General features: G+C 60.1%; 22 protein-coding genes. 10 read left to right on the top strand and 12 right to left on the bottom strand.

Annotated features, from left to right (window positions below):
• Positions 1-91: 91 nt before the first annotated feature.
• The 6 genes from sucA (at position 92) to G5193_RS20370 (ending at position 7,521) form a co-directional block, all read left to right on the top strand.
• Positions 92-2,902: a 2-oxoglutarate dehydrogenase E1 component gene (sucA, locus tag G5193_RS20395; RefSeq protein ID WP_421207141.1), complete on the top strand. Its 2,811-nt coding sequence runs from the start codon at positions 92-94 to the stop codon at positions 2,900-2,902.
• Positions 2,903-2,935: 33 nt separating this feature from the next.
• Complete coding sequence (gene odhB / locus G5193_RS20390; RefSeq protein ID WP_421207139.1) at positions 2,936-4,123, top strand: 2-oxoglutarate dehydrogenase complex dihydrolipoyllysine-residue succinyltransferase; 1,188 nt, start codon at positions 2,936-2,938, stop codon at positions 4,121-4,123.
• A gap of 170 nt (positions 4,124-4,293) precedes the next feature.
• A complete protein-coding gene (sucC, locus tag G5193_RS20385) occupies positions 4,294-5,460 on the top strand; it encodes an ADP-forming succinate--CoA ligase subunit beta (protein ID WP_005361097.1) in 1,167 nt (388 codons plus the stop codon).
• Entirely contained in the window at positions 5,460-6,332 is an 873-nt protein-coding gene (gene sucD / locus G5193_RS20380; RefSeq protein WP_005333542.1) for a succinate--CoA ligase subunit alpha, read from the top strand. Before sucC ends, sucD begins: the two co-directional genes overlap by 1 nt.
• A gap of 39 nt (positions 6,333-6,371) precedes the next feature.
• A complete protein-coding gene (locus G5193_RS20375; protein WP_421207137.1) occupies positions 6,372-6,989 on the top strand; it encodes a GNAT family N-acetyltransferase in 618 nt (205 codons plus the stop codon).
• 223 nt (positions 6,990-7,212) lie between these two features.
• Positions 7,213-7,521, top strand: a complete 309-nt coding sequence (locus G5193_RS20370) for a hypothetical protein (RefSeq protein WP_216953470.1) — start codon at positions 7,213-7,215, stop codon at positions 7,519-7,521.
• Between the two features lie 163 nt (positions 7,522-7,684).
• Here G5193_RS20370 and G5193_RS20365 read toward each other — a convergent pair whose 3' ends face one another.
• Positions 7,685-8,440 carry an NYN domain-containing protein gene (locus tag G5193_RS20365; RefSeq protein ID WP_216953471.1) on the bottom strand — a complete coding sequence of 252 codons (756 nt, stop codon included), beginning with the start codon at positions 8,438-8,440 and terminating at the stop codon, positions 7,685-7,687.
• A gap of 251 nt (positions 8,441-8,691) precedes the next feature.
• Positions 8,692-10,623, bottom strand: a complete 1,932-nt coding sequence (locus tag G5193_RS20360; RefSeq protein WP_421207134.1) for an amidohydrolase — start codon at positions 10,621-10,623, stop codon at positions 8,692-8,694.
• 196 nt (positions 10,624-10,819) lie between these two features.
• On the opposite strand from G5193_RS20360, the gene G5193_RS20355 reads away from it, so the two are divergent.
• Complete coding sequence (locus tag G5193_RS20355; RefSeq protein ID WP_266134848.1) at positions 10,820-11,518, top strand: TetR/AcrR family transcriptional regulator; 699 nt, start codon at positions 10,820-10,822, stop codon at positions 11,516-11,518.
• A gap of 83 nt (positions 11,519-11,601) precedes the next feature.
• Here the strand turns inward: G5193_RS20355 and G5193_RS20350 are convergent, their stop codons facing one another.
• The 5 genes from G5193_RS20350 to phnR form a co-directional block, all read right to left on the bottom strand.
• Positions 11,602-13,008 (bottom strand): FAD-dependent oxidoreductase, encoded by a 1,407-nt coding sequence (locus tag G5193_RS20350; RefSeq protein ID WP_421207132.1) that lies wholly within the window; start codon positions 13,006-13,008, stop codon positions 11,602-11,604.
• A gap of 18 nt (positions 13,009-13,026) precedes the next feature.
• Positions 13,027-14,763, bottom strand: coding sequence for a putative 2-aminoethylphosphonate ABC transporter permease subunit (locus G5193_RS20345; protein ID WP_421207131.1), 1,737 nt, complete (start codon positions 14,761-14,763; stop codon positions 13,027-13,029).
• The gene (locus G5193_RS20340) at positions 14,760-15,854 is read right to left on the bottom strand and encodes a putative 2-aminoethylphosphonate ABC transporter ATP-binding protein (RefSeq protein ID WP_421207129.1); all 1,095 of its coding nucleotides are present in this window, start codon (positions 15,852-15,854) and stop codon (positions 14,760-14,762) included. The genes G5193_RS20345 and G5193_RS20340 overlap by 4 nt, the downstream gene beginning before the upstream one ends.
• Before the next feature lie 272 nt (positions 15,855-16,126).
• On the bottom strand, positions 16,127-17,146 hold the full coding sequence (locus tag G5193_RS20335; RefSeq protein ID WP_421207127.1) for a putative 2-aminoethylphosphonate ABC transporter substrate-binding protein: 1,020 nt from the start codon (positions 17,144-17,146) through the stop codon (positions 16,127-16,129).
• A gap of 120 nt (positions 17,147-17,266) precedes the next feature.
• Positions 17,267-17,974: a phosphonate utilization transcriptional regulator PhnR gene (gene phnR, locus G5193_RS20330; RefSeq protein ID WP_421207126.1), complete on the bottom strand. Its 708-nt coding sequence runs from the start codon at positions 17,972-17,974 to the stop codon at positions 17,267-17,269.
• A gap of 253 nt (positions 17,975-18,227) precedes the next feature.
• Between phnR and phnW the strand changes: the two genes are divergently transcribed.
• From phnW to phnX, 3 genes are read left to right on the top strand one after another with little or no spacing between them, the layout of a single operon-like run.
• The gene (phnW, locus tag G5193_RS20325) at positions 18,228-19,370 is read left to right on the top strand and encodes a 2-aminoethylphosphonate--pyruvate transaminase (RefSeq protein ID WP_421207124.1); all 1,143 of its coding nucleotides are present in this window, start codon (positions 18,228-18,230) and stop codon (positions 19,368-19,370) included.
• Positions 19,367-20,806 (top strand): aspartate aminotransferase family protein, encoded by a 1,440-nt coding sequence (locus tag G5193_RS20320; protein WP_421207122.1) that lies wholly within the window; start codon positions 19,367-19,369, stop codon positions 20,804-20,806. The genes phnW and G5193_RS20320 overlap by 4 nt, the downstream gene beginning before the upstream one ends.
• Positions 20,799-21,638 carry a phosphonoacetaldehyde hydrolase gene (gene phnX, locus G5193_RS20315; RefSeq protein ID WP_421207120.1) on the top strand — a complete coding sequence of 280 codons (840 nt, stop codon included), beginning with the start codon at positions 20,799-20,801 and terminating at the stop codon, positions 21,636-21,638. Before G5193_RS20320 ends, phnX begins: the two co-directional genes overlap by 8 nt.
• A 98-nt stretch (positions 21,639-21,736) precedes the next feature.
• Here the strand turns inward: phnX and G5193_RS20310 are convergent, their stop codons facing one another.
• The 5 genes from G5193_RS20310 to nrfE all read right to left on the bottom strand — a co-directional run bounded on the left by G5193_RS20310 (position 21,737) and on the right by nrfE (position 26,745).
• Complete coding sequence (locus G5193_RS20310) at positions 21,737-22,189, bottom strand: NUDIX hydrolase (RefSeq protein WP_139463306.1); 453 nt, start codon at positions 22,187-22,189, stop codon at positions 21,737-21,739.
• Between the two features lie 54 nt (positions 22,190-22,243).
• On the bottom strand, positions 22,244-22,873 hold the full coding sequence (locus G5193_RS20305; protein ID WP_421207118.1) for a DUF2268 domain-containing putative Zn-dependent protease: 630 nt from the start codon (positions 22,871-22,873) through the stop codon (positions 22,244-22,246).
• A gap of 91 nt (positions 22,874-22,964) precedes the next feature.
• On the bottom strand, positions 22,965-24,170 hold the full coding sequence (gene nrfF, locus G5193_RS20300; protein WP_421207116.1) for a heme lyase NrfEFG subunit NrfF: 1,206 nt from the start codon (positions 24,168-24,170) through the stop codon (positions 22,965-22,967).
• Positions 24,167-24,781, bottom strand: coding sequence for a DsbE family thiol:disulfide interchange protein (locus G5193_RS20295; RefSeq protein ID WP_158112490.1), 615 nt, complete (start codon positions 24,779-24,781; stop codon positions 24,167-24,169). The genes nrfF and G5193_RS20295 overlap by 4 nt, the downstream gene beginning before the upstream one ends.
• Positions 24,778-26,745 carry a heme lyase NrfEFG subunit NrfE gene (gene nrfE / locus G5193_RS20290; RefSeq protein ID WP_421207165.1) on the bottom strand — a complete coding sequence of 656 codons (1,968 nt, stop codon included), beginning with the start codon at positions 26,743-26,745 and terminating at the stop codon, positions 24,778-24,780. Before nrfE ends, G5193_RS20295 begins: the two co-directional genes overlap by 4 nt.
• Positions 26,746-26,828: the final 83 nt, after the last annotated feature.

Genomic DNA, 26,828 nt, shown 5'->3' with positions numbered 1-26,828 from the left:
CCGACCTCTGGATAGCCATCCCACCCGTGGCAGGATGGCTATTTGACCCCTACAAGCTGCGCAGCAGTAACAAGAAGTACAAGGGATAGAAATGCATAACGGCGTGATGAAGGCCTGGTTGGAGTCATCTCACCTGGCTGGTGCGAATGCAAGCTATATCGAGGATTTGTACGAATCCTTCCTGGAAAATCCTGACTCCGTGTCCGACGAGTGGCGCAGCCTGTTTAGCGAGCTGCCCCAGGTCAATGGCCATGCGGTTGAACAACCCCACTCCCAGGTCCGCGATTATTTCCGTCGTCTGGCCAAGGATCCCTCTCGCTACAGTGCCCCCGTCTCCGATCCGCAAGTGGATGCCAAGCAGGTGCGGGTATTGCAGCTGATCAACGCCTTCCGTTTCCGTGGTCACCAGAATGCCAATCTGGACCCGCTGGGCCTGTGGCAGCGTGAAACCGTTGCCGAACTGGATCCTGCGTTTCACAACCTGCAGGGCGCAGACATGGAGGCCACCTTCAATGTGGGCTCCTACGCCATCGGTCGCGAGACCATGGTGCTCTCCGACCTCTACGCCTCGCTGAAGAAGACCTATTGCGGCTCCATCGGCGCCGACTACATGCACCTCACCTCCACGGAAGAGAAGCGCTGGCTGCAACAGCGTCTCGAATCCATTGAAGGGAAGGGGAGTTACACCCTCGAAGAGAAGACCCGTTTCCTCGAGAGCCTGACCGCCGCCGAAGGGCTGGAGAAATATCTGGGTGCCAAGTTCCCGGGAGCCAAGCGCTTCTCGCTGGAAGGTGGCGACGCCATGATCCCCATGCTCAAGGAGCTGATCCGTCGCGCAGGTGAGCAGGGCTGCAAAGAGGCCGTTATCGGTATGGCCCACCGCGGTCGCCTCAACGTGCTGATCAACGTGCTGGGCAAGCGCGCTCAGGATCTGTTCGACGAGTTTGCCGGCAAGCATGGCGAATCCTGGGGTACCGGTGATGTGAAGTACCACATGGGCTTCTCCTCCGACTTCGCCACCCCGGGTGGCAACGTCCACCTGGCGCTGGCGTTCAACCCCTCTCACCTCGAAATCGTCAACCCTGTGGTCATCGGCTCGGTCCGTGCCCGCATGGATCGTCGCGGTGACAAAGATGGCTCCAGCGTGTTGCCCATCACCATTCACGGTGACTCGGCCATGGCCGGTCAGGGCGTGGTGGCCGAGACCTTCAACATGTCCCAGACCCGTGCCTATGGTGTCGGCGGGACGGTGCGCATCGTCATCAACAACCAGGTTGGTTTCACCACCTCCTATATCCGTGACCTGCGCTCCACCGAATATTGCACCGACATCGCCAAGGCGGTGCAGGCGCCGGTGCTGCACGTCAACGGGGATGATCCGGAAGCCGTGGTGCTGGTGACCCAGATTGCACTGGATTACCGCAATACCTTCAAACGCGACGTGGTGATCGAGCTGGTCTGCTACCGTCGTCACGGTCACAACGAAGCGGACGAGCCGAGCGCCACCCAGCCGCTGATGTACCAGAAGATCAAGCAGCACCCGACCCCGCGCAAGATCTACGCCGATCAGCTGGTGGCCGAGGGGAGCCTCGCCCAGGAGCGGGCGACCGAACTGGTCAACGAGTATCGCGAAGCGCTGGATCGCGGCGAGCGGGTGAGCAAGGAGTGGCGGCCGATGGAGCTGCACTCCGTCGACTGGACGCCGTATCTGGGCCACGACTGGAACATGGCCTATGAGAGTGCCGTGCCGATGGATCACCTCAAGAGCCTCGGTGAGCGGGTGAGCCAGTACCCGGCAACCCACGTGCTGCAGCGTCAGGTTGAGAAGATTTACGAAGACCGCCGTCTGATGGCAGCGGGCGAGAAGCTGGTGGATTGGGGCTTTGCCGAGACCCTGGCCTACGCCACTCTGGTGGACAAGGGTTCCCGCATCCGCTTTACCGGTGAAGACTCCGGCCGTGGCACCTTCTTCCACCGCCACGCCGTGCTGCACAACCAGACCGATGCCAGCACCTACACCCCGCTGTGCAACCTGCACGACGAGCAGGGCCCGTTCGAGGTGTATGACTCTGTGCTGACCGAGAACGCGGTACTGGCCTTTGAATATGGTTACGCCAGCGCCGAGCCGGCCGGCCTCACCATCTGGGAAGCCCAGTTCGGTGACTTCGCCAACTGCGCTCAGGTGGTGGTCGACCAGTTCCTCTCCTCCGGCGAGCAGAAGTGGGGCCGGATGTGCGGCCTGACCATGCTGCTGCCGCACGGTTACGAGGGGCAGGGGCCGGAGCACTCCTCCGCCCGTCTGGAGCGTTATCTGCAGATGTGCGCCCAACACAACATGCAGGTGTGCGTGCCCTCTACCCCGGCTCAGGTATTCCACATGCTGCGCCGTCAGGTCGTGCGCCCGATGCGCCGTCCGCTTATCGTGATGACGCCCAAATCCCTGCTGCGCCATCCGCTGGCGGTAAGCAAGCTCGAAGATCTGGCGGAAGGCACCTTCCAGAACGCCATTGGCGAGATCGACGCGCTGGATCCGAAAGCGGTCAAGCGGGTGGTCTTCTGTTCCGGCAAGGTCTATTACGACCTGCTCGAAGCCCGTCGCAAGGCGGAGCAGAAGGATGTGGCGATCGTGCGGATCGAACAGCTCTATCCCTTCCCGGAAGAGGAAGTGCGCGCCATTCTGGCCGATTACAGCCACGTCACCGATTTTGTCTGGTGTCAGGAAGAGCCGCAAAACCAGGGCGCCTGGTACTGCACCCGTCACAACTACGATGAGGTGCTGCCGACCGGAGCCACCCTGCGTTATGCCGGTCGTCCGGCGTCCGCCTCGCCGGCGGTTGGTTACATGTCCGTCCACGCCAAGCAGCAGAAAGCCTTGGTGGAAGATGCCCTTACTCTGGCCTAAGCCCTGAACAAGAAGTAACAAGGAACTGATTAGATGACTATCGAGATCAAGGTACCGGACCTGCCGGAATCAGTGGCGGATGCCACCATTGCCACCTGGCACAAGAAGCCGGGTGATCTGGTTGCCCGTGATGAAGTGCTGGTCGACATCGAAACCGACAAGGTGGTGCTGGAAGTGCCGGCACCGCAAGCTGGCGTGCTGGGCGACATCCTGCAGGCAGAGGGGGCGACCGTCCTCTCCCGCCAGCTGATTGCCACCATCAAGGCGGCTGCCGTAGCTGGTGAAGAGACCAAGGAGAAGCCGGCCGAAGCGGTGGCCGATGATGGCGCCGATGGCCTGAGTCCCTCGGTGCGTCGTCTGATTGGCGAGCACGACATCGACGTGGCCAAGCTGACCGGCACCGGCAAGGGCGGTCGCATCACCAAGGATGATGTGGAAGTCTACATCAAGGCCCTGAGCAAGCCTGCAGCCGCCGCTCCCGTTGCTGCGGCTCCGGTCGCTCCGGTTGCCGCACTGGCCGGTCGCAGCGAGAAGCGGGTACCGATGACCCGTCTGCGTAAGCGCATCGCCGAGCGTCTGCTGGAAGCGAAAAACACCACCGCCATGCTGACCACCTTCAACGAGGTCAACATGAAGCCCATCATGGATCTGCGCAAGCAGTACGGCGAGATCTTCGAGAAGAAGCACGGCATCAAGCTCGGCTTTATGTCCTTCTACGTGAAGGCGGTGGTGGAGTCCCTCAAGCGCTATCCGGAAGTGAACGCGGCGCTCGATGGTGATGACGTGGTTTATCACAACTACTTCGACGTCAGCATCGCCGTCTCTACCCCCCGTGGTCTGGTGACGCCGGTGCTGCGCGACTGCGACAACATGAGCCTGGCGGACATTGAGAAGGCCATCAAGGATCTGGCGGGCAAGGGCCGTGACGGCAAGCTGACCGTGGATGAACTGACTGGCGGCAACTTCACCATCACCAACGGTGGCGTGTTCGGCTCCCTGATGTCCACCCCGATCATCAACCCGCCCCAGAGCGCCATTCTGGGCATGCACAAGATCCAGGATCGCCCGATGGCCGTTGACGGCAAGGTCGAGATCCTGCCGATGATGTATCTGGCGCTCTCCTACGATCACCGTCTCATCGACGGACGCGAATCGGTAGGCTTCCTGGTCTCCGTCAAGGAGCTGCTGGAAGACCCGACCCGTCTGTTGCTGGACGTCTAAGCCTGTGGCACCCGGGCAAGGGGTTTGCGCCCCGAGCCGGATGTGCTGCTGGACGTTTGAGTAATACCCGAGCGATTGAAAGATAACGAGGGGCCGCCCAGGCCCCCTTCACAGGGGATTGAGAAACACCAGCCCCGGACGGAAATACCTACAACACGGATAGAGCATCTATGAATCTGCATGAATATCAGGCAAAACAGCTGTTTGCCGAGTATGGCCTGCCGGTCTCCGAAGGTTATGCCTGTGCTACCCCACAAGAAGCGGCCGAAGCGGCCGACAAGATTGGCGGCAATACCTGGGTCGTCAAATGCCAGGTACACGCCGGTGGCCGCGGTAAAGCGGGCGGCGTGAAAGTGGCCAAGAGCAAGGACGAGATCCGTGCTTTTGCCCAGAACTGGCTTGGCAAAAATCTGGTGACCTACCAGACCGATGCCAACGGCCAGCCGGTCACCAAGATCCTGGTGGAATCTTGCACCGACATCGCCAAAGAGCTCTACCTGGGCGCCGTGGTTGACCGTGGTTCGCGCCGCGTGGTCTTCATGGCCTCGACTGAAGGTGGCGTGGATATCGAGAAGATTGCCCACGAAACCCCCCATCTGATCCACAAGGCGGCCATCGATCCGCTGGTGGGTCCGCAGGCTTATCAGGCCCGCGAACTGGCCTTCAAACTGGGTCTGGTCGGCGATCAGATCAAACAGTTCACCAAGATCTTCATGGGTCTGGGCCAGATGTTCCTGGATTGCGATTTCGCGCTGCTGGAGATCAACCCGCTGGTGATCACCGCGCAGGGCAACCTGCACTGCCTGGATGGCAAGATCAACATCGACGCCAACGCACTGTATCGTCAGCCCAAGCTGCGCGAGATGCACGACCCGTCACAAGATGACCCCCGCGAAGCGCACGCCGCCCAGTGGGAGCTCAACTATGTGGCCCTCGATGGCAACATCGGCTGCATGGTCAACGGCGCGGGTCTGGCCATGGGCACCATGGACATCGTCAACCTGCACGGCGGCAAGCCGGCCAACTTCCTTGACGTCGGCGGCGGCGCCACCAAGGAACGGGTAACCGAGGCGTTCAAGATCATCCTCTCCGACAGCAACGTCAAAGCGGTGCTGGTCAACATCTTTGGCGGCATCGTGCGCTGCGACATGATCGCGGAAGGCATCATAGGTGCGGTCAAGGAAGTGGGGGTCAAGGTGCCCGTCGTGGTCCGTCTGGAAGGCAACAACGCCGAGCTGGGTGGTATCAAGCTGGCCGAGAGCGGCCTCAACATCATTGCGGCCAAGAGTCTGACCGATGCCGCGCAGCAAGTCGTCAAAGCAGCGGAGGCCAACTGATGAGCGTACTGATCAACAAGGACACCCGAGTCATCTGCCAGGGCTTTACCGGCGGTCAGGGTACTTTCCACTCCGAGCAGGCGCTCTCCTATGGTACCCAGCTGGTGGGCGGCGTCTCTCCGGGTAAGGGCGGCACCACCCATCTGGGCCTGCCGGTGTTCAACACCGTCCGTGACGCGGTCGAAGCGACCGGCGCTACTGCCTCCGTCATCTATGTGCCGGCACCTTTCTGCAAGGACGCGATCCTAGAAGCGATCGACGCGGGCATCAAGCTCATCGTCACCATCACCGAAGGCATCCCGACGCTGGATATGCTGGACGTCAAAGTGAAGCTGCAAGAGACCGGCGTGCGGATGATCGGCCCCAACTGCCCAGGTGTGATCACTCCGGGTGAGTGCAAGATCGGCATCATGCCGGGCCACATTCACAAGCCGGGCAAGGTGGGTATCGTCTCCCGCTCCGGCACCCTGACCTACGAAGCGGTCAAGCAGACCACTGACGAGGGCTTTGGCCAGTCCACCTGCGTCGGTATCGGTGGCGACCCCATCCCGGGTTCCAACTTTATCGACATTCTGGAAATGTTCCAGAACGACCCGCAGACCGAAGCGATCGTGATGATCGGCGAGATCGGCGGCAACGCCGAGGAGGACGCGGCTGCCTATATCAAGGCCCACGTCACCAAGCCGGTGGTCTCCTATATCGCCGGTGTTACTGCCCCTCCCGGCAAGCGGATGGGCCACGCTGGCGCCATCATCTCCGGTGGCAAGGGTACTGCCGCCGAGAAGTTTGCCGCGCTGGAAGATGCTGGCGTGAAAACCGTCCGCTCCTTGGCCGATATCGGCAAGGCCCTGCGCGAAGTGACCGGCTGGTAATTCCTGTTAGCCCGTTATCTCTAATAAAAGTGCCGCCCGATGGGCGGCTTTTTATGCCTAATAATAGGACATCATTATCTATTCTCGCGAATTAAAGAATATGTTTTGCCTTGGGAAAAAGGATATATGGAAATTTCATTGCTTGCAGATCATCCGCATCATATATCGACAATAGTCGGCTGGTATTTCGATGAATGGGCCTCTCATGTGCCCGGCGTTACGAAAGAGATGGTACGTAAAAAGGTTGAAGTCACAGCTTTAAATAGAGATATCCCATTTAGCTTGGTGGCGCATGACGATAGAGAACTGGTTGGAACATTGGAGATTAAAATTCAGGAAAATAAAAATCACCCTGAATATGAGTTCTGGATTGGTGGTATCTATGTTTCAGCAGTACACCGCAGAAAAGGTATCGCTAAAAAATTGATGAATGTTGCCAGGAATATGGCTGTTTCCCGTGGTGTTGCGACACTCTACTTGCAGTGTGAAACACATAATGTTGGCTTCTATCGTGAGCAAGGCTTCAACGCAATACATAAATCAACCCACGGTCACTGGGAAACGACCATTATGGCATGCCATCACATAAATATGCCTATAAATCTGTTTTACGGCTTAACCACATCCTTATTTATTCCGCTTTTGTTGGCGCAATAATGCGCACTTGATATTTGACGTCACAAGTTGAGGCGATGAGGTGCTAACATTTTTATGGCCGCGCTCTCGGTGCTTGGAGGAAACAATGAGGTGGTTTTTTCTGCTGTTTATCATGATGCTTGTTGTGGTTGGCAACGCAGCAATTTTTGATAATTCTTCATCAACCAAAGTATTGGTGACATTGCGTTTAACCTGATCCCGTTATCTTTGCTTATGTTCTGGTTTGGATTTTATTTTTTCTGATGGAGATAAGCGCGCCCAGTTACTTGTGGTTGGTCATGTGCTGCTTGTCTTTTTTGTCGGCGCTGGATTTTTGCTTATCGGCACCAATATTGTTTTGGCTGACACATGTGAAATAGTGACATTTAGTAGGAGAACGGGTGGTCTTCTCTGGAAATTTGCAAACTATATACAGTTGATGGGGTATTGTCAGGAGCTGGTGGGCATTGCCGTGTTCGGAATTATTATCTCTTATTCTAACGCTAGACTTTTTTGGGGTTGGTGCTTTCACGTTAATCATTTAAAAAAATAAGGATGTTGTCATTAATCATAAACCTATTTAACAAGACAATGGCTTTCTGTTATCACTTCACATAACTCCCTAACGATGACACTAACGTATTAACTGTTTTTATTAGGGAGTATATTTTCGTATGTCAGGATTCGTGTCGTTCTTCGACCCTAGAGACTTATGATTAGTTTTTACTTGCTACGGATTGTAAGGGTGGAGTGGACTTATTCAGTTGTTTTGCTTTTCTTTTGTCTCTAACCCAAATAACTGAACCATTTGTTTTTTTCATCTCGAAGAGATCGATGGACTGGAATAGATCGCTCAGCTTTCTAAATCCGTAGTTTCGTTGATCAAATGAAGCATGGTTTGAAATGTGGTTGCCAATCTCACCAAGCATAGCCCAGCCATCATCTTCGCCAATAGCATCTATTGCCTGCCGGAGTAAATTGATGAGTTTTGTGTCACCCTTTATGTTTTTACTTTGTTTTTGAATGGGTAGCTCCAGCACTGGCTCGGCATCCAGATATAGAAATCGAGAACAACTATTAACGAATGGTAATGGTGCTTTCCGTTCTCCAAATCCGATGACAAATTTCCCATCAGCAAGTGTTCTGGTAACTAAAGGTGTAAAATCACAATCCGATGATACAAGGCATATTATGTCAATATCCTTTGTATATATTACGTCCATTACATCAATGACTAATGCCATGTCTGTCGCATTTTTACCCTTTGTTAAATCAAATTGTTGTACTGGTTGTATGGCATAGTCGTGTAGGACATCTTCCCATGGTTTAAGATTAGGGTTTTTCCAGTTACCATATGCTTTTCTAATATTTACAACGCCGTATCTAGCTAATTCTGAAAGAACTATGTCTATTTTACCTGCGGGTGCATTATCAGCATCAATAAATACGGCTATTTTTTCTTTATCTTTCATAAAGGCCTCCGTGCTATTTAATTATTTTATGCGCTGTGACTCCATTACAGCACTTAGCCCTCAATGCGAGCAGTAAAACATATCCAGACGCTTGGGGTCATGTAGTATGCCACAAGTATTTTGGACTGCCAGTGTTGAACCTCTCAATATTAGGAGTCTTCTTAAGAAAAAACTCCGCAATAAAAATACCGACCCTTGGGTCGGTATTATCATTCTGTTCGCAGCTGATGACTTGTCTTACTACCAGAGTCCTACTGGTTAAAGATGGTTTGCCCGCGAAAGACGGTCTGGACTACCTGGGTATCGGCGATCTGCTCCGGCTTGCCGGCGGCGACCAGCTGGTAGAGATCCCGATCCAGCACGATAAAGTCGGCCGATTTGCCCGTTTCGATGGAGCCGCTGATGGCCTGCTGGCGCACCGCGCGCGCGCCATTGATGGTGTAGGCCGCCAGCATTTCGTCCAGGGTAATGCGCTGGCTGGCGCGATAGTCATCGCCGCTTTGGGGAGCCTTGATGATCCCGGTCGCCATATTTTCGAAGGGGCGGGGATCCCGGCTGTCGACCGGGGCATCGCTGCCAGCGACCAGTATGGCGCCCGCCTTGCGTGAACTCTCGACTGGGTAGAGGGCGTCGTGCAGATAACCGAGGGGATCGTAGAGGGCATCGCTCAGGGATTGGCCCACCCGGGTCGGCTGAATAAAGGAGGCGACCAGCATGTCGTAGGCCAGTTGGGGGGAGGTCCAGGCATAGGTGAAGGTGAGGTAGAGCCCAAGCTCGCCGAGCCGTTTTTGATCATCGGGATGGACCACCTGCAGGTGGGCCAGGGTGTGAGGAATGCCGCTATCACCGTTGCTGGCGCGGGCGGCGGTGAGGGCATCCAGCGCCGTGCGGGTGGTGCGATCACCGATGCTGTGCATATGGATGCTGAAGCCTGCCTTGTCCAGCGCCCCTATATAGCGGGTGAGGTCGGCCTCCCGGTAGTTGACGATCCCGTTGCTGCCGGACTCCTCGCTGTCGGCTGTGATGGTCACTTCATCGGTAGCCGGGTCTCTGGCCAGATGGGGGGGGTGGTAGTTTGCCAGCATGCCGGCATTGGGCAGGAAGGGGGGGGTTGTGAAGGGATCCCCTTCCAGCACACCGTCGAGGAAGATCTTGACTGCATCGGCCTTGATCAGCGGGTTGTTGGCAAAGGATTCTCTCACTTGGCTGGCCTTGGCAAGATGCCCCTCTATATCGAGTTTGCCCTGATAATCATCATCGCTAAAGCAGGTGGCGGCCGTGACACGCATATGCAGCAGATCCCGTGACTGCATGGTGAGTAGTCGCTGGCGGATAAAGTCGGTGGCGCAGGCATCCTGAATGCTGGTGATACCGCGAGAGGCCATCAGCTCGGCAATGGCGGGCAGGATCTGGTCGTATTGGCTGGCTGCCTGCTCATCGCTGGCGCTCAGCAGGCCGCTATCGGGCACCGGAATGGCGCTGCGGGCCGTGTCACGCACCACTCCGCTGGTCAGGTCGACATAGGGGATAAAGGGCTCGAAGGCCCCGCCGGGGGCCAGCGTAGTTCCATTGAAGCCGATTGTGTTGCCATCGTTATCTTGCGCCATGGCAAGGGCGCGGGAGTTGTAGGCACTGGCATGGCCATCGACCCCGGCCAGCACCACCGGATTGTCGGGGGCGGCGGCATCGAGGGCTGCCAGCAGGGTGGCATGGCTGGCGGTTGCCGTATTGCCCTCGTAGGGAGACCACTGGTTGACTACCAGCCACTCCCCCGGTTTGGCCGCATAGCGGGGCAGGCATGTGCTGATCTTGGCGGCCAGCTGATCCAGAGTGACGGGTTTGCCATCGAGATCGCACATGTCCAGCGCCACCGTACCGAGCAGATGGATATGGTTGTCATGCAGGCCGGGCAGTACCATTCGGCCTTGCAGATCCACCACTCGGGTGGTGGGGTGCTTGAGCGCTTCGGCCCCCTCCTGGTTGCCCACATAGATAAACTGGTCGTCACTGACCATCATGGCCTCGGCTACCTGACGCTGCCCATCCTGGGTGTGGATCTTGCCGTTGAGATAGAGGGTCGTTGCCCCATTCGTATCATTGGTGTCACTTCGGCAGCCACCGAGCAGGCCTGCGGCCAACAGGAGGGTGATGCCAAATCGGGTTGAGGTCTGTTTGCTATCCATTGCACTGCTCTCCTTGGGTTAAATGCAGTAATTACTGCAGATCTGAGCAGATATGTTTATTGCAGCTATTCTGAAAAAATCCAGTAATTACTGCATTTATTTAACTTTTTGTTTACCTTGTCTCATGGATGTCAATGAGCCACTACCGGTCGTGACCCGGGCAAAGAGGGGACCTCAGTGGTTCGAAGGAGAGAAGATGTCAGAACAACGAGTGCCTGCCGCCCTGCATATGCGGCGTCAGCCCCGGCAGCAGCGCAGTCAGGAGGTGGCGAGTCGCATTGAACAGGCCACCCTGCTGTTGCTGCAGGAGCGAGGTTTTGCCGCCCTCAACACCAATGCCATTGCTGATCGGGCCGGTGTCGGGATCAAATCGCTCTACCACCTCTATCCCAACAAGGAGGCGATCATTTGCCGTCTCGCTATGGGGTGGCTGGCAGCTATCTGTGAGGCGCAAGAGCAGATCCGAACCCAGGCGACCAGTTGGCCGCACGTGCTGGTGCTGCTGGATCTGGCGCTTGAAGAGCTTGATCGTCGCTTTGTCGGCTATGGTGCCTTGTGGCACGCCATGGATCTCATCCCCGAACTGCACGTGGTCGAGCAGGAGCACGAGCGGCGCCAGATTGACTTCTGGTCATCCCTGCTGCGCGACTTTGGCTGCCGCTGGCCGGAGGCCGAGCTCACGAGTCTGGTGCGCTACTTCTATCGCACCGCCGATGTGACCAAGCAGTGCACCCGTGGTGATGGGGAGGCGGGCCAGAGGATGTGGTTGCTGCATCGTCGCTGGAGCGAGCAGCTGATCGCTGCCGCTATTGCCGAGTCCGACCCGGCACGGGTGTGGCAGGCAAGGCCAGCCCTGCTTATGGGCACGGAAGTGCAGGCAAAGGCGGCGCCATAACAGGCGCCGCAAGGTGTGCGGGTCGGCGCTTTGCTTGTTGTAGCCAGACGTGGCTGAACCGTGCAAGAGCGATGTCAGCGCGATTATTTATCCGCCTTGCCCGCCGCATCGGCAAGTTTGGCCAGCTGTTTGTCATACCAGGCCACCGGGCGGTTTTCATCTTCCGCACGCTCCTTGCGCCTGATGGCATTGCGTACCGCCATGGCGCCCAGCCAGCGGAATGGCTCGGGCGGAAAATAGCCGCGCGGGCCACTTACCAGCGCGCAGTCGCGCCACGGCTTGTCCTCCTCCCGCACCTCGTCTCTCACTAGGGCCGCCAGGATCTGGCCGCCAATCCAGCTTTGTGCCACTCCGTTGCCGGAGTAGCCGAGGCCATAGACGATATTGGGCTGCCCTCGCCAGTGGCCGAAGAAGGGGAGGCCATCTACCGAGCGGTCGGAGGCGCCGCACCAGCTGGCGGCGATGGGCACCTCTTTGAGCGCCGGAAAGAAGCGGCGCAGGGTGTGGGTGAGGGGGGCAAGATAACGGCTCGGTGCATCAAACTCGGCCAGATGGCGGTTGGCAAAGGCGAAGGTGTTGCCCCCCTTGCCCAGCATCAGCCGCCCTTGCGGGGTCGAGCGGTAGTAGTGGACAAAGGTGCGGCCATCCACCACGGAGCGGCCGTGCGCAAGCTGCTGGGCGGCCAGTGCATCCGGCGCGGGGTCGGTTATCACCATATCGGAGGAGACCAGCACGATACTGCGGCGAAACTCGCGAAAGTGCTGCACCATGGCGCTGTTGAGGGCCAGCACCACCTTGCTGGCACGCACCTCACCCTGCGGTGTCTGTACCCGTGCAGGCTGACCCGCCTCAAGGCGCTGCATGGGGGAGTGCTCATAGACCTCGACCCCCAGTTCCCGCGCCACCCGCAGCAGGCCGCGCACCAGCAGTGCCGGTTGCACCGAACCCGCGTGGGGGCTGTAGAGCCCCTCCAGATGAACGTGGGAGCCGCTCTGGCTCGCCAGTTTATCCTCTTCAATCACTTGCCACTGGTTAAGGTCTGCGCGTTTGAGTTCCTGCAATACCGGCTCCATCAGGCCGCGCTGGGCCTCGCTGGTGGCGGTGTAGCAGGTGCCCTCGACCCTCAGCTCTGCTTCTATGCTGTACGTTTCGCAGAAGCGGGCGATCTCGTGCACCGCCTGCTCGGATCTTTGTACCAGCCAGGCGGCCTGCTGCTCGCCAAACAGGCGCTTTAACGTCAGGTATTTGGCCGACCAGGTGAGCAGGCAGCCGCCGTTGCGCCCGGAGGCACCGCTGCCGCAGCGATCTTTCTCCAGCACTATGACGTGCAGGTGGGGCTCGGCCTGTTTAAGGGCGATGGCGCTCCACAGCCCGGTAAAGCCGCCACCGACGATGCAGACATCGGCCTCGTGGTGGCCGACTAGGGGCGTGGGCGGTGCGGGTTGTTCGGCGGCGAGCGCTTCGGCCAGCCAGAAGGGGAGAGTGGACATGATGACTCCTCGATAAGGTTATTGGTGGCGCCAGCGCTGGGTGCGATCCAGCAGGGCGCGGCTCAAAAAGAGCTGGAGCAGCTTGACGGTGGCGGCGGCCAGCAGGATCAGGGTGGCCATGGCGGCAGCCGCGGCGGTATCGCCGGAATCCTCCATGTTGAGCACGGCGATGGAGGCGAGCACGCTGTCGCTCGAATAGAGGAAGATCACCGCCGAGGTGGTAGTCATGGCGTTGACGAACAGATAGATAAAGATCTCCAGCAGCGCGGGCAGGGAGGCGGGCAGGGTGACTCGCCAGAACGCCTTCCAGAGCGGAATGCGCAATGAGATGGCCACCAGCTCCAGCTCCTTGGGCAACTGCTTGAGGCTGGTCAGCGCCGTCATATGACCCACGGTGTAGTAGTGGATGACGCAGGAGAGCACCATCAGCGGCAGAGTGCCATAGAGGCTGCCAAAGAGCGGATTGCCGTTGAAAAAGAAGATGTAACCCAGCCCCAGCACCATGCCGGGCACCGCCAGCGACAGCATGGCAAGCAGATGCAACAACTGGCGCAGCGGCGCGAAGTGGCGCCCCTTCTCCTGCGCCCAGGCCAGCACCATCACCAGCACGGTACCGATAAGCGCGCTATAGAGGCCCAGCTGCAAGGTGTTGGTAAAGGGCTGCCAGCCGTAGACGCTGTTGCTGTCAAAGGCGTAGTGATCGAGCGTCAGAGCGAGGTTGTAGGGCCAGAACTGCACCAGGGAGCCGTAAACGGCCATCCCCACCAGTGCCAGAAACAGCAGGGCCCAGAGCGTGCACCAGCCGAGTGCCAGCAGATCCCGCAGCCGATGGGGTTTGGGCTGATAGGGCACCGCCTTGGTGCTGCTCTGCTCCTGCATCTTGCTGCGCACTCTGTGCTCCAGGGCAAAGCTCAACAGTGCCGGCAGCAGCAGGGTGACGCTGGCCACTGCGCCGAGGGAGAAGTTCTGCATTCCGATCACCTGCCGGTAGATATCGGTGGCCAGCACGCTGTACTGGCCGCCAATCACCTTGGCCACCCCGAAGTCGCAGATGGTGAGAGTGAAGACGGCGATGGCGGCGCTGAGCAGGCCATAACGGGCGGTGGGCAGGGTGACGGTGACAAAGGTACGCCAGCCGCTGCTGCCCAGCACCCGGGAGGCTTCATAGAGGCGGGCATCGCTCTGACCGAGCGCCGTGATAAGGATCATCAGGGCGTGGGGGAAGCACCAGAAGCCAAGACCGATGACGATGCCGATGGGGCCGTAGATGCTCTCGCCGCCGAGCAGCCCCTTGGCGATCCCCTGATTGCCAAACCAGTAGACCAGACTGATGGCGGGCAACAGGGAGGGCATCAGGAGCGGGATTAAACCGATGAGGCGAAACAGGGGCTTGCCCGGCATGCAGGTGCGGGTGAGGGCATAGGCATAGCCAAAGGCGATGGTCACCACCAGCGCGGTGATCAGCACCCCGAGCCAGAGGGTGTTGCCTATGGTGCGCCCCAGATGAGGGGAGTCGGAGTAGGCGCTGAAGTTGGCAAGGCCCACCCAGATGCCGTTCTCATCTTGCAGGCTCTTTTGCAACATGGTGAGCAGCGGCAGCAGCAGACCGCCGGTGAGCAGGGCGATGCCGAGCGCAAGCAGGATCAGTTGCAGCAGCTGATCCCGGCTCCAGCCGCGACAGAGCCGCTGCCAGCGGCCTTCTTGGCGGGCTGTCGCTGGCGGCAACAGGGAGGAGGTCGCAAGGGGGGCTGTCATGGGCGCTCTCCCTCAAACAGCTGCATCGCCCCGGCGGGCCAGTGCAGCGAGCTGCGCATGCCGCTGCGCCAGCCACCTTGTTCGTGGTGGGGCAGCTCATGGGTCGGGCGCTCCACCAAAATTTGTTGCGGGCCCAGATAGGTATCGGCGGTGCAGATAAGACGCTGGGCGGCGCCGAGAAACTCCACCTGATCGATGGTTGCTTCAATGCCATGTTGGCCAAGATGCGGTTCGCTCGGCGCACTCAGGGTGATCGCCTCGGGGCGGATCGCCACCTGCAATTTGCTGCCGGCCGCGGCCTGATTGGCGAGTTGCAGCGGTTGTTCGTTGAGGCGCACCTGATTGGGGCTCAGCACCAGGGTCTCGAGGAAGTTCATGGTGCCGACAAAGCTTGCCACGAAACGGCTGGCAGGCTGGTGGTAGATCTCCTGCGGGGTGCCCACCTGCACGATGCGGCCGCTCTCCATCACCACGATGCGATCGGCCATGGTCAGCGCCTCTTCCTGATCGTGGGTCACCATGATGGTGGTGATGCCAAGGCGCTGCTGCAGGGCGCGGATCTCGCTGCGAAGGTGGGTGCGCACCAGCGCATCCAGCGCGCTGAGCGGTTCGTCCAGCAGCAACAGACCGGGGGAGAGGGCGAGCGCCCGGGCCAGTGCCACCCGCTGCTGCTGGCCGCCGGAGATCTGGCTCGGGTATTTGTGGGACTGGGCCGTGAGATCCACCAGCCCCAGCCAGTGATCGACCCGCTCCTTGATGAGATCCCGTGCCAACCCCTGATTTTCAAGGCCGAAGGCGATGTTCTGGGCAACAGTCAGGTTGGGGAAGAGGGCGTAGGACTGAAACACGATGCCAAAATCGCGCTGCTGGGGCGGCAGGCGGGAGATATTGCGCCCCCCTTGCCAGATCTCGCCGCTGTCCGGCAGATCCAGCCCGGCGATGGCTCTGAGCAGGGTGGTTTTACCGCAGCCGGAGGGGCCGAGAAAGCAGATAAACTCCCCCGGCTCAATGGTCAGAGAGATCCCTTTAAGGGCCTGAAAAGCACCGAACTGCTTGTTGAGATGTTGAATGTCCAGATAGGGCTGGGTCATGGTTCGACTCGTTACTGATTTGGTATATACCAGCTTGCGGGTGAAGTGTGACGGTCAGGTGATCGGGGGATGACAGCTTGATGACAGTCAAATGACATCGGGTCGCCAGCAAGTGGCTGGGCACTGTGCGAATGGACTAAGCATCGCTAATTGAAGGCAATGCAAACTCGGGAAGTTAAAACCAAAAAGTGAAGGCCAACAGCTGTTGGCCTTCGACTGGCAGTTTATTGGCAGCGGTGTGTCTGGCGTGAACAAACCGCCGCCCTTCACGCTTACTGTTTGGCTTCGGTCTTGCCGTCGAAGCTGGCGCTCCACTGGGCCAGGATGGCGTTACGCTCGCGGGCTGCCCAGCTAAAGTCGTTGTCGATCATCTGGCCTTTGATATCCGCCGGATAGCCCGCTCTCGGTTGGGCTACATCGGGGATGGCGACCACTGCGAACGACTTGTTGTAGAGGGCGTTGGCCTGTTCGGTGGCGGCAAAGTCGAGCAGCTGTTTGGCGGCTTCCAGCTTGGGAGTGCCCTTGATGATGGCGGCGGCTTCCATATCCCAGCCCGAACCCTCTTTCGGGAACACCACCTCGATGGGGGCACCCTTGGCCTTGAGGCTGGTAGCCGGGAAGTCGAAGGAGATACCGATCACCGTTTCACCGCTGGCGGCCAGCTTGCAGGGGGCGGAGCCCGAGTGGGTGTAACGGTCGATGTTCTGGTGCAGGCCGTTCATGAATTGCCAGCCCTGCTGCTCACCCATTGTCTGCAGCCAGCCCGCAACGCTCAGGTAACCGGTGCCGGAGGAGCTGGGGTTGGGCATGATCACCTTGCCCTTGTAGATGGGCTTGGTGAGGTCGGCCCAGCTGGTGGGCGCCGGGATCCCCTGTTTTTCCGCCTCTACCTTGTTGAAGCAGATGGCGCTGAAGAAGGCGTCCAGACCGATCCAGTGCGGCTCGGCCTTGCTGTCGCGAAAGCGGCTGTCGAGCTTCTCCAGCCCTTTCGGTGCATAGGCATTGAGCATCTGCTGCTGGTCGAGCTGCATCAGGCTGGTGGCGGCCAGTCCCCATACCACATCCGCCTTGGGCTGCGCTTTTTCTGCCAGCAAGCGGGCGGTGACCACGCCGGTGGAGTCACGCACCCACTTGATGTTGATATCCGGATGCTGGCGTTCGAACGCGGTTTTCAGCTCGTTGAGCTGCTCCGGTTCGAAGGCGGTGTAGACGGTGAGATCGGTCGCGGCCAGTGCCGGGGCTGTCGTGGCAGCCAGCACGGCGGCGGCCAGCAGATGGGTTCCCTGTTTCATCCTCTTCTCCAGTTAAATTGGTTTGGTATAAACCAGATTGGTCGAGAGAGAGGCTAGGGGATCTTTATGACGTGACCGTGACAGCCCCGTGACGTTTTGCCGTTCCTGATTTATCCGTGACTAATCCTGGGTATCCACTTCGATCTCCAGACTGTCGTGGCGCCAGTACTCCAGATCGAGGTCGAGCACCCGTCCGTGCTGATCGAAGTTGAGTCGCTCGAGGCGCAGGGCAGGCAGGCCGGCGGTGGCCCCCAGCGCCTTGGCCACCTCGTCCGGCAGGGCGGTCGGGAAGAAGCGCACCTGCATGCGGGCGTAGTGGAGATCGTAATGGGCCTGGTAGATCTCGGTCAGACTGCCGTTGAGATCCAGCTCCAGCAGGCCGGGTACCCGCTCAGGCAGGCAGTGGTTTTCGCAGTAGCAGATGGCGCGCCCGTTGGCGTAGCGCAGCCGCTTGAGCAAAAAGAGGCTGTCGAACGGCTTGAGCTGCAGCTGCGCCATCAAGGCGGGCGGTACCGCCTGGCGGCTTTTCTCCAGCAGCTCGGTGTGCGGCTCACCCCCTTGCTCCCGCACTATCTGGTGAAAGTTGGAGGTGCGTCTGGGGTTCAAGCGAAAGCGCGGCGGGGTGACAAACCAGCCGCGGCGATCCTCCCGATAGATAAGGCCGTTGGCCTCCAGCTGAACCAGTGCCTCGCGGATGGTAACCCGGGTGGTGCCATAGAGTTCCCCCAGCAGCCGCTCGGAGGGAAGCTTGTCGTTGGGGGCCAGCCCCCCCGCCAGGATCTGGTTGGCGAGGGCATCCTTGATCTGCAGATATTGGGGTTTGCTCATGAAAATCCCTAGTTATGCAATGATTTGGGCAATGGGCTGGGCGCAGGGCTGGTCATCAGCCCGACCGTTAAACGACGAAATAAAAACAAGTTGGTAGATACCAGCATCGCCCCTGCTGTTCAGACTTCCTAGATTATCGCGATCCCGGCGCTGAAAATGAATTTTTTGTTGCACGTAGCGCCACCCCTTTGACCTTGGCGGGGCAGTTACCCACAATGCGCTCATTCTGGTATATACCAAAAGGAGCGAAGTCATGACCCATATTCCTGCGGCCCCTGCCGCCGTCGATTACCTGCTGCTGACCCCGGGCCCCCTCTCGACCACCGCCACGGTGCGCGCCGCCATGCTGCAAGACAGCTGTACCTGGGATGCGGACTACAACCAGGGGGTGGTGGAGCCCATCCGCCGCGAGCTGGTGCGCCTCGCCACCGGCCCGGAATATGAAAGTGACTACAGCGCCGTGCTGCTGCAGGGGAGTGGCAGCTATGTGGTGGAGAGCGTGCTGGGCTCGGCGATCGGCGTCGATGAGTGTCTGCTGATCATCAACAACGGCGCCTACGGTGCCCGCATGGGGGAGATGGCCCGCTGCCTTGGCCTGCGCCACCACGAGCTGGACTGCGGCGAGACCACCCGCCCGGAGCCCACCGCCATCGAGGCGATGCTGGCGCGCCACCCCGAGATCACCCATCTGGCCATGGTGCACTGCGAGACCACCACCGGCATGCTCAACCCCCTTGAGGAGGTAGCTGAGCTCTGCCAGCGTCGTGGCATTCGCCTGATCGTCGATGCCATGAGCAGCTTTGGCGGTATCCCCATCGACATGGGACGCCTTGGCATCGAGTTTCTTATCAGCTCGGCCAACAAGTGCATTCAGGGGGTGCCGGGTTTTGGCTTCGTCATCGCTCGCCGCGCCGCGTTGGCGGCCTGTGCCGGGCGCGCCCGCTCGGTCTCCCTCGACCTGCATGCCCAGTGGCAGACCATGGAGCAGCAGGGGGGCAAGTGGCGCTTTACCTCGCCCACCCATACCGTGCTTGCCTTTGCCCAGGCCCTGCGCGAGCTGGACGAGGAGGGGGGCATCGCCGCCCGCTATCGGCGCTACCGCGAAAATCAGCGCACGCTGGTGGCGGGGATGGCGGCGCTTGGCTTTGCGCCGCTGCTGCCCGAGCAGTGGCAATCCCCCATCATCACCGCCTTCTACTCACCGACCCATCCTGATTACCGCTTCGCCGACTTCTACCAGCGGCTCAAGGCGCAGGGCTTTGTCATCTACCCGGGCAAGGTCTCCCAAGCCGACTGCTTCCGTATCGGCAATATCGGCGATGTGACCCCTGAGCGGGTGCGCGATCTGCTCGCCGCCATGGCCAGCGCCTGCTACTGGCAAGGGGACGCGCGATGACCAGCATGCTGGCTCAGGGTCGTGATCTGCGTGGCCGCGATTTGCATGACCATAAGCTACACGGCAGCGGCCGTGCCGATAGCGAAGGGGATATCAACCTCGGCGAGGGGCGGGCGCGCTGGTGGGCCGACCAGAGCAAAGATGTGCAGGCCGGATTGGCGGAGGATAGCCGCTATTTCCTCCATCAGGCGCTCTCCACCCCCTGTCTGGATCTGCTTGAGCGCGCGCAGGGGAGCTGGTTGACCAGTGTATCGGGCAAACAGTATCTCGATTTCCACGGCAACAGCGTCCATCAGCTGGGTCACGGTCACCCCAGGGTGGTGGCCGCGGTGCAGCAGCAACTCGCCGATCTGCCGTTTGCACCCCGCCGCTACACCCATCAGGTTGCCATCGACTGCGCCCGTACCCTGGCCGAGCTGGCTCCCGGCGATCTCAACCGGGTGCTGTTCGCCCCCGGCGGCAGCGAGGTGGTGGGGATTGCCCTGAAGCTCGCCCGTTTCATCACCGGCAACAGCAAGGTGGTGTCGCTCTGGGATGCCTTTCACGGTGCCTCCCTCGATGCCATCTCGGTCGGCGGTGAAGCCTGTTTTCGCGCCGGCATGGGCCCCTTGATAGCCGGAGTGGAGCGCATCCCGCCGCCCACCCGTTATCGCGGTGTCTGGTATCGTGGGGAAGGGGATGACCTGCACTATGCCGATTATCTGGAGTACGTTATCGAGAAGGAGGGGGGAGTAGGAGCCTTTATCGCCGAGCCCATCCGTAACACCGATGTGCAGGTGCCCTCGAAGGCCTACTGGCAGCGGGTGCGCGAGATCTGCGATCGCCACAAGGTGCTGCTGATCGTCGACGAGATCCCCAATGCCCTGGGGCGCACTGGCCACTGGTTCAGCTTTGAAGAGTTTGGCATCGAGCCTGACATCATCTGTCTGGGCAAGGGGTTGGGGGGCGGGGTGGTACCGTTTGCCGCGCTCATTACCCGCGACCGGTTCAATCAGGCCGCAGCTATTTCGCTCGGTCACTACACCCACGAGAAGAGCCCTATCGGCTGCGCGGCGGCGCTCGCTACCATCAGTACCATCCGTGAAGAGGGATTGCTGGCAAAAGCGCAGGAGGATGGCCGCTTTATGGCGGCCGAGCTCGGCAAGTTGGCTGAGCGTCACCCGCTGATCGGGCAGGTGCGGGGTATTGGTATGCTTTGGGCGCTCGATCTGGTGGTCGATCATCAGAGTCGCACCCGCAATAGCCAGGCCGCCGAGCGGCTGCTCTACCGCTGTCTGGAGCTGGGGCTCAGCTTCAAGGTCTCCCAGGGCAACGTTATCCAGCTCTCGCCGCCGCTCAATATCGCCCGCGCCGATCTGGTGCGCGCCATCACCATTCTCGATCGCGCCCTCGGCGAGATCGCACTTTCACCGAAACAGGAATATCACCATGACTGACTTGCAGATTGCTGTAGCTCCGATCACCGACGTAGAGGCGCTGATCCTCGACTGGGCCGGCACCGTCGTCGATTTTGGCTCCTTCGCCCCCACCTCCATCTTCGTCGAGGCCTTCGCCCGCGCCTATGACTTTCCAGTGACCCTGGACGAAGCGCGCCAGCCCATGGGTCTTGGCAAGTGGGATCATATCGCCGCGCTTGGCCGTCTGCCCTCGGTGGATGCGCGCTGGCAGGCTCGCTTCGGCCATCCTATGAGCCACGCCGAGGTGGACCACATTTATCACACCTTTATGCCGCTGCAGATTGCCGCCGTGACCCGCTTTGCCGCCCCCATCCCCGGTGTGCTGCCGGTGTTGGACGCTCTGCGGGGTCAGGGGCTGCGTATCGGCTCCTGCTCCGGTTATCCCCGTCCGGTGATGGAGGCGCTGGTACCTGCTGCGGCCGATCACGGCTACCGCCCGGATCACTGGGTCGCCACCGACGATCTCAAGGCTGGTGGTCGCCCCGGTCCCTGGATGGCGCTGGCCAACGTAATTGAGCTGGGAGTGAGCGCGGTGCATCGCTGCATCAAGGTGGATGACGCCGTGCCGGGTATCAGCGAAGGGCTTAACGCGGGCATGTGGACGGTGGGATTGTCGGTTTCCGGCAACGAATTTGGTGCCACCTGGGACGAGTTTGCCGCCATGAGCGAGGCGGAGATCGCCGCCCGGCGCGCACCGGCCGAGGCCAAACTGCGGGCGGCGGGGGCACACTATGTGATTGATACCCTGGCCGACATCGCCCCGGTTATCGCCGATATCAACCGCCGTCTGGCCGCTGGCGAGCGGCCGTAGGCCATCTGCTTGGGCTAACAAAAGCGCTTGGCTGGCTTGAGATACAACACGCCCCCATCCGGGGGCGTGTTGTATCTATAGGGGGAAGTTGTGCGCGGTCAGCGGATATCGACCCGCATCAGGGGAGAGGGGGTGTTGTCGACAAAGTGGTGCCAGATATGGTCGTAGAGTGCCTTCTGGCCGGGGAAACTCACCAGCGCCTTGGCCTCGGCCAGGGAACACCAGCGATAGTCGGTGTGCTCGTCGTTGAGGATCACCGCCTGATTGGGCGGGCAATAGACCACAAAGACCGGCACTACCTCTATCGTATTCAGGCTTGCCTCGTAAAACTGCTCCAGATACTGGCCGTTGTAGAGCTCGGTGACCCTGATCCCCGTCTCTTCGCCAAACTCCCGAATAATGGTCTGCCAGCCGGTTTCACCCGCCTCCACCGTGCCCGCCACATGGCACCAGAAGCCCCCCTTGACCCGTTTCATCACCAGTAATTTGGTTTCGCCATCGACAGTGGTAAGGGCAACGCCGGATACGGCCTTGCAGCGAATGGGGATCATGATCTTCTCTCCGGGGTTGGGCTCTGTGATAGCCATGAACAGTGTGAAGGCGTGTTAATTGAAATACGCCTCGGCGGGTAGGCCCATGACCTCTATTTCATTCAGGCCATTTTTGGCCAGATAGTTGGCCACCAGATTGAACCCCACCCAGTAACCGGCATATTTGGGAAATGGCCGGTTATCACGGCAGTAGAAAAAGTCTAAATAGTTGAACTGCTTGCTGGATAGATGGGGCGTCATCTCTGCCAGGAGCGATTGCCAGTCATGATGATGAGACTCCTTGAACAGCGAGGGGAGTGTGCCACCATTGAACCTCTGCTCAAAGTAGCAGGCCAGCCCTTCAAAAATCAGGTTTTCGGCTAGTGTTTCTGCTCCCACCTTGTTCTTCTTTTGCACGATATGGTGGACTTCGTGGGCCAGCACGGCAGGCAATTCGGTGATGATCACCTCTTTGATGTCGGGCCGTTCCAGATCAAGCTGGAGTTCTATTCGATACATGTTGATGGCCCAGCCACCGATACCCGAGTCGGGAGCATCCCCCTCGGCAAAAGGGCTGAAGGTGACATCCAGTTGGGAGAGATCGAACAAGGCATTCAATTTGTGCGCCGTCTCGGCAAAAACGTGCCTAATGGTGTCATCGAGCCCATCGAATTTGCCCGAGTCGTTTAACAGGGTGAGTTGCATCCAGACATCCTTGTCTATTGAAAGAGAGTGCTGAGCCACTTGCGTGGTCGCGGCGCCATATCACCACGATTACCCTCCTTTAATCAAGGGGTTACCCGCCCATTATGCTTGCCGTCTGGATCGCCTCAATCAGCGCGGCCCGGTTGATGCGAGGGCGCTCGCCATCGAGCAGTTGCTGCCACAGGGCAATGGCCTGGCTGTAGCGGCCATGCAGGAAGTGATCGGAGGCGAGCAGCATCAGGGCGCTCACTTCCCCCGCGTCCTGCTTGAGGGCACTCTCCAGCAGGCGGGTTGCCTCGGGAGTCAGCTGCTGGCCCGCCTGATAGTAGAGCACAGTGGCTTGGGCGGCCTGGGTCGCTGCACTGGCTCCCCCTTCCAGCAGAGCGAGACGCTGGTAGGCGAGCAGGGCGTTGTCGTACTCGTCCCGATAGAGATAGAGCTGACCGAGCGCCGCCCAGCTGTCGAGATCGGCAGGATTGCGCTGAAGCTTCTGATGCAGACTCCCCAGCTCCTTGTCCTGCAGATCCCGCGGACTCAATCCCGCCAGCGGATCGGGACGGGATGCATAATCCTGCCATGCCTGATAGCGGCCGCTGCTGAAATACACAGCGGCAACGGCCGCGATGGCCATGATGCCAAGCAGCAACAAGGCCCGCCCGTGCTGGTTATTGCGGCCGCGATTGTCACGCTGGCTGGCCAGTTGCGCGCGCAGGGCCAGCTCAGCCGCCGGGATGGCGTTGGCCAGGCGGGCGGCGCTCAGCTCCCTGTAGAGTGGTTGGTCGGGGGAGAGGCCTGCCTGCTCCCCGTGCATGATCAGCAAATTCAATTCGCTACGCGGATCGGCGGCGGGTTGAGGGGTGGCCTCATCGATGGCCTTAACGGCAGGGATGGGTTGCGCCTTTGTGCGTGTCAGGCGGCGAAACAGGGTCAACAGTGCCAGCCCCAACAGCAGCAGGGGGCCGCCCCACAGCAGCGCCGTGCTGCTCTTGAAGGGGGGATCGTAGCGGACGAAATCGCCGAAGCGCTCCGTCATGCGGGCGATCACCTGCTCATCGCTCTGTCCCTCGTCCACCCAGCGGTAGACCTCTAGCCGCAGATCCCGGGCGATGGGGGAATTGGACTCCACCAGATTCTGGTTCTGGCACTGGGGGCAGCGCAGGGCGCGGGCCAGCTCTTGCGCCCGATTTTGCAGCTCGGGGTGGCGAAACTGATAGGTATCGACCCCGCTGGAATATGCAGTTGCACTCAGCAGCATGCCGAGGGCCAGCAAGACGCAGGCAAGAGAACGGCACATCATGGCTGTGTCTCCCGAGCTGATGTTGCAATAGACGGCGCAATAGATGGCGCAATCGCGGGTGCCGTTGTGGCGGCCTTTATCTGCGCATCAGCTCGCGCCTTGTCGAGCAGGGGGGCAAACTGACGTTGCCAGATCCCTTTGGTAAGCTCGCCGGTATGGCGGGCGAGCTGGGCACCATCGGCATCAAACAGATAGGTTTCCGGCGTGCCGTAGACGCCGAGCTCAAGGGCCAGTTTGCCGTCAGGGTCGGCCAGCACAGCGCGATAGGGGTTGCCCGCCTGGATAAGCCAGGCGCGGGCGGCATCCCCCTTGTCCCGGTAGTTGAGACCGTAGAGGGGCACTGTGCCCGCGAGCTGGCTGAGCAACGGATGCTCGGCGCGGCAGTTGGCGCACCAGCTGGCCCAGACGTTAAGCACAAAGGGCTCCCCCTTGAGGCTGGCGGTCTGGATCGGACGCCCATCCAGCAGATTGTCGCTCTGCCACGCAGGCAGGGTACGTCCGAGCGTTGCCTCATCCTGGCTGTAGGGGTTGTTGCCAAGGCCGAGCCAGAGCAAAGTGCCGAGCCCCAGAGTAAGGAACAGGGGAAGAAAGAGGCGCAGGCGGGATCTCATAACGCCTCCTGTTCGAGCCGTTGATGGGAGGTGCCAACCGCAACGGAACGAGAGGCAAGCAAGGGGCGACGGGCGAGCAGACGCAGGGTGCCGCCCGCCATCATCAACAGGCCGCCGAGCCAGATCCAGCGCACCAGCGGCTTGTAGTGCAGCCGCATGGCATAGGCATCTGGCCCCATCTTCTCACCCAGCACCACGTAGAGATCGCCGAGCATTCCCCACGCGATGCCGGGTTCATTCATGTTCATGGTGCGCACGCTGTAGTGACGTCGCTCCGGCGTCAGCCGCGCCACCTCTTTACCGTCCTTATGCACGCTGAGCGTGATGCGCTCGGCGGTGTAGTTGGGGCCGATCACCGGCTCGCGCCCCTCATAGCGAAATTCGAAGGCGCCGAGCTGGTAGGGCTGGTTGGCACTTAGCACAGTGCCCCCTTCCTGACTGTGGTGACTCACCTGCGCGATGCCAAGGGCGCACACCGCCACCCCGAGGTGGGCCAGCAGGCTGCCGAACCGATTGAGGGTGAGCTCACGCCGCGACGTCAGTTGCAAGAGCGGGAGCAACAGGCTGGCCATCAGCCAGAGGCTCACCATATTGGCGAGGATACCGCTCCAGCTAGCGGAAAACGATCCCTGTTCCAGATAGGCAAGGCTAAGCAGCCCGCCACCAAGCAGCCCAAACAGTGGCGGCAACAAAGTGTTGAGTCGGGAACCTGCCGCAAGCTGCTGCCAGCGCAGGCGCGGCAGTTGGGTCATCAGCGCCATTAAGCAGAGGGCCAGCGGCACGAAGATGGTATTGAAATAGGGTGCGCCCACCGAGAGCGAGCCTAGATGAAGCGACTGGAACACCATGGGGTAGAAGGTGCCGAGCAGCACGCTGGCGCAGGCCACGCAGAGCAGCAGGATGGCGGTGCCGAGCAGTCCCTCCTTTGACAGCAAGGCAAAGCGGGCATAGGGTGCGCGAATGTCCGCCCGCAGGGCAAACAGGGTGAGGGCGCAGGTTAACAGCAGCCCGAGCAGCAACAAGAGGGTGAGCCCCCGGTTGGGATCCACCGCAAAGGCGTGCACCGAGGTGAGTACCCCGGAGCGCACCACGAAGGTGCCGAGCAGGCTCAAGGCGAAGGTGAAGATGGAGAGCAACAGCACGGCGTGGCCGTAAGCGCCGCGCTTCTCGCAGACAATCAGAGCGTGCAGCAGGGCAGTGCCCAGCAGCCAGGGCAAGAGGGAGGCATTTTCCACCGGATCCCAGAACCACCAGCCGCCCCAGCCGAGCTCGTAATAGGCCCACCAGGAACCTAGCACGATGCCGGCGGTGAGAAACACCCAAGAGCCGAGCGCCCAGGGGCGGCTCCAGTGGGCCACGGCGCCATCGAGCCTGCCCGAATGCAGCGCCGCCATGGCGAAGGCAAAGTTGACGGCAAAACCGACGTAGCCGAGATAGAGCAGGGGGGGGTGGATGATAAGGCCGATATCCTGCAGCATGGGGTTGAGATCGCGCCCCTCCAGCGGCCCCGGGAACTGGCGGTCAAACGGGCTGGAGAATATCAGGGTATATAGGCCGAACAGCCCGACGATCAACCCCATAATGGCCAATACCCGGGTGCGGATCAGCGGATCGACCCGTTTTGAACAAATCGCCACCAGAGCGCCCCACAGCCCCAACGCAAAGACGAAAAAGAGCATGGAGCCTTCATGGCCGCCCCACACGGCCGCCAGCTTGAAGCCCAGCGGCAGGGCGCTGTTGGCGTGCTGGGCCACATAGATCAGGGTAAAGTCATCGAGGCCAAAACAGCTGGCGAGCAGCAGCAGGGCGGCCAACAGCAGGAGCGCGACCAAGAGGGCCAGCGATGTTGCGCAGCCTAGCAGCGGGCGTGAGGCGAGCCGCAGCCCCAGCCAGGGCACGGTGCCTTGCATCAGGGCGAGCCCGGTCGCCAGCAACAGTGAGAGATAGCCGAGCTCCGCCAGCACATAACCTCCAGTCAATCTTTGATGTCATTCATGTCATGACACACACGCTGCGTCGTCTCCCTTTGGCGGAGAACATTGCCAAG

The sequence above is a fragment of the Aeromonas sp. 601027 genome (genome assembly GCF_049174455.1).
Taxonomy (GTDB): Bacteria; Pseudomonadota; Gammaproteobacteria; order Enterobacterales; family Aeromonadaceae; genus Aeromonas; species Aeromonas veronii_A.
This window is presented reverse-complemented; position numbering and strand designations above follow the sequence as displayed.

Excerpts from the sequence above, each read along its gene's own strand:
- sucA (WP_421207141.1), top strand. The coding sequence starts at position 92 with ATGCATAACGGCGTGATGAAGGCCTGGTTGGAGTCATCTCACCTGGCT.
- odhB (WP_421207139.1), top strand. The coding sequence starts at position 2,936 with ATGACTATCGAGATCAAGGTACCGGACCTGCCGGAATCAGTGGCGGAT.
- sucC (WP_005361097.1), top strand. The coding sequence starts at position 4,294 with ATGAATCTGCATGAATATCAGGCAAAACAGCTGTTTGCCGAGTATGGC.
- sucD (WP_005333542.1), top strand. The coding sequence starts at position 5,460 with ATGAGCGTACTGATCAACAAGGACACCCGAGTCATCTGCCAGGGCTTT.
- G5193_RS20375 (WP_421207137.1), top strand. The coding sequence starts at position 6,372 with ATGGGCGGCTTTTTATGCCTAATAATAGGACATCATTATCTATTCTCG.
- G5193_RS20365 (WP_216953471.1), bottom strand. The coding sequence starts at position 8,440 with ATGAAAGATAAAGAAAAAATAGCCGTATTTATTGATGCTGATAATGCA.
- G5193_RS20360 (WP_421207134.1), bottom strand. The coding sequence starts at position 10,623 with ATGGATAGCAAACAGACCTCAACCCGATTTGGCATCACCCTCCTGTTG.
- G5193_RS20355 (WP_266134848.1), top strand. The coding sequence starts at position 10,820 with ATGTCAGAACAACGAGTGCCTGCCGCCCTGCATATGCGGCGTCAGCCC.
- G5193_RS20350 (WP_421207132.1), bottom strand. The coding sequence starts at position 13,008 with ATGTCCACTCTCCCCTTCTGGCTGGCCGAAGCGCTCGCCGCCGAACAA.
- G5193_RS20345 (WP_421207131.1), bottom strand. The coding sequence starts at position 14,763 with ATGACAGCCCCCCTTGCGACCTCCTCCCTGTTGCCGCCAGCGACAGCC.
- G5193_RS20340 (WP_421207129.1), bottom strand. The coding sequence starts at position 15,854 with ATGACCCAGCCCTATCTGGACATTCAACATCTCAACAAGCAGTTCGGT.
- G5193_RS20335 (WP_421207127.1), bottom strand. The coding sequence starts at position 17,146 with ATGAAACAGGGAACCCATCTGCTGGCCGCCGCCGTGCTGGCTGCCACG.
- phnR (WP_421207126.1), bottom strand. The coding sequence starts at position 17,974 with ATGAGCAAACCCCAATATCTGCAGATCAAGGATGCCCTCGCCAACCAG.
- phnW (WP_421207124.1), top strand. The coding sequence starts at position 18,228 with ATGACCCATATTCCTGCGGCCCCTGCCGCCGTCGATTACCTGCTGCTG.
- G5193_RS20320 (WP_421207122.1), top strand. The coding sequence starts at position 19,367 with ATGACCAGCATGCTGGCTCAGGGTCGTGATCTGCGTGGCCGCGATTTG.
- phnX (WP_421207120.1), top strand. The coding sequence starts at position 20,799 with ATGACTGACTTGCAGATTGCTGTAGCTCCGATCACCGACGTAGAGGCG.
- G5193_RS20310 (WP_139463306.1), bottom strand. The coding sequence starts at position 22,189 with ATGATCCCCATTCGCTGCAAGGCCGTATCCGGCGTTGCCCTTACCACT.
- G5193_RS20305 (WP_421207118.1), bottom strand. The coding sequence starts at position 22,873 with ATGCAACTCACCCTGTTAAACGACTCGGGCAAATTCGATGGGCTCGAT.
- nrfF (WP_421207116.1), bottom strand. The coding sequence starts at position 24,170 with ATGATGTGCCGTTCTCTTGCCTGCGTCTTGCTGGCCCTCGGCATGCTG.
- G5193_RS20295 (WP_158112490.1), bottom strand. The coding sequence starts at position 24,781 with ATGAGATCCCGCCTGCGCCTCTTTCTTCCCCTGTTCCTTACTCTGGGG.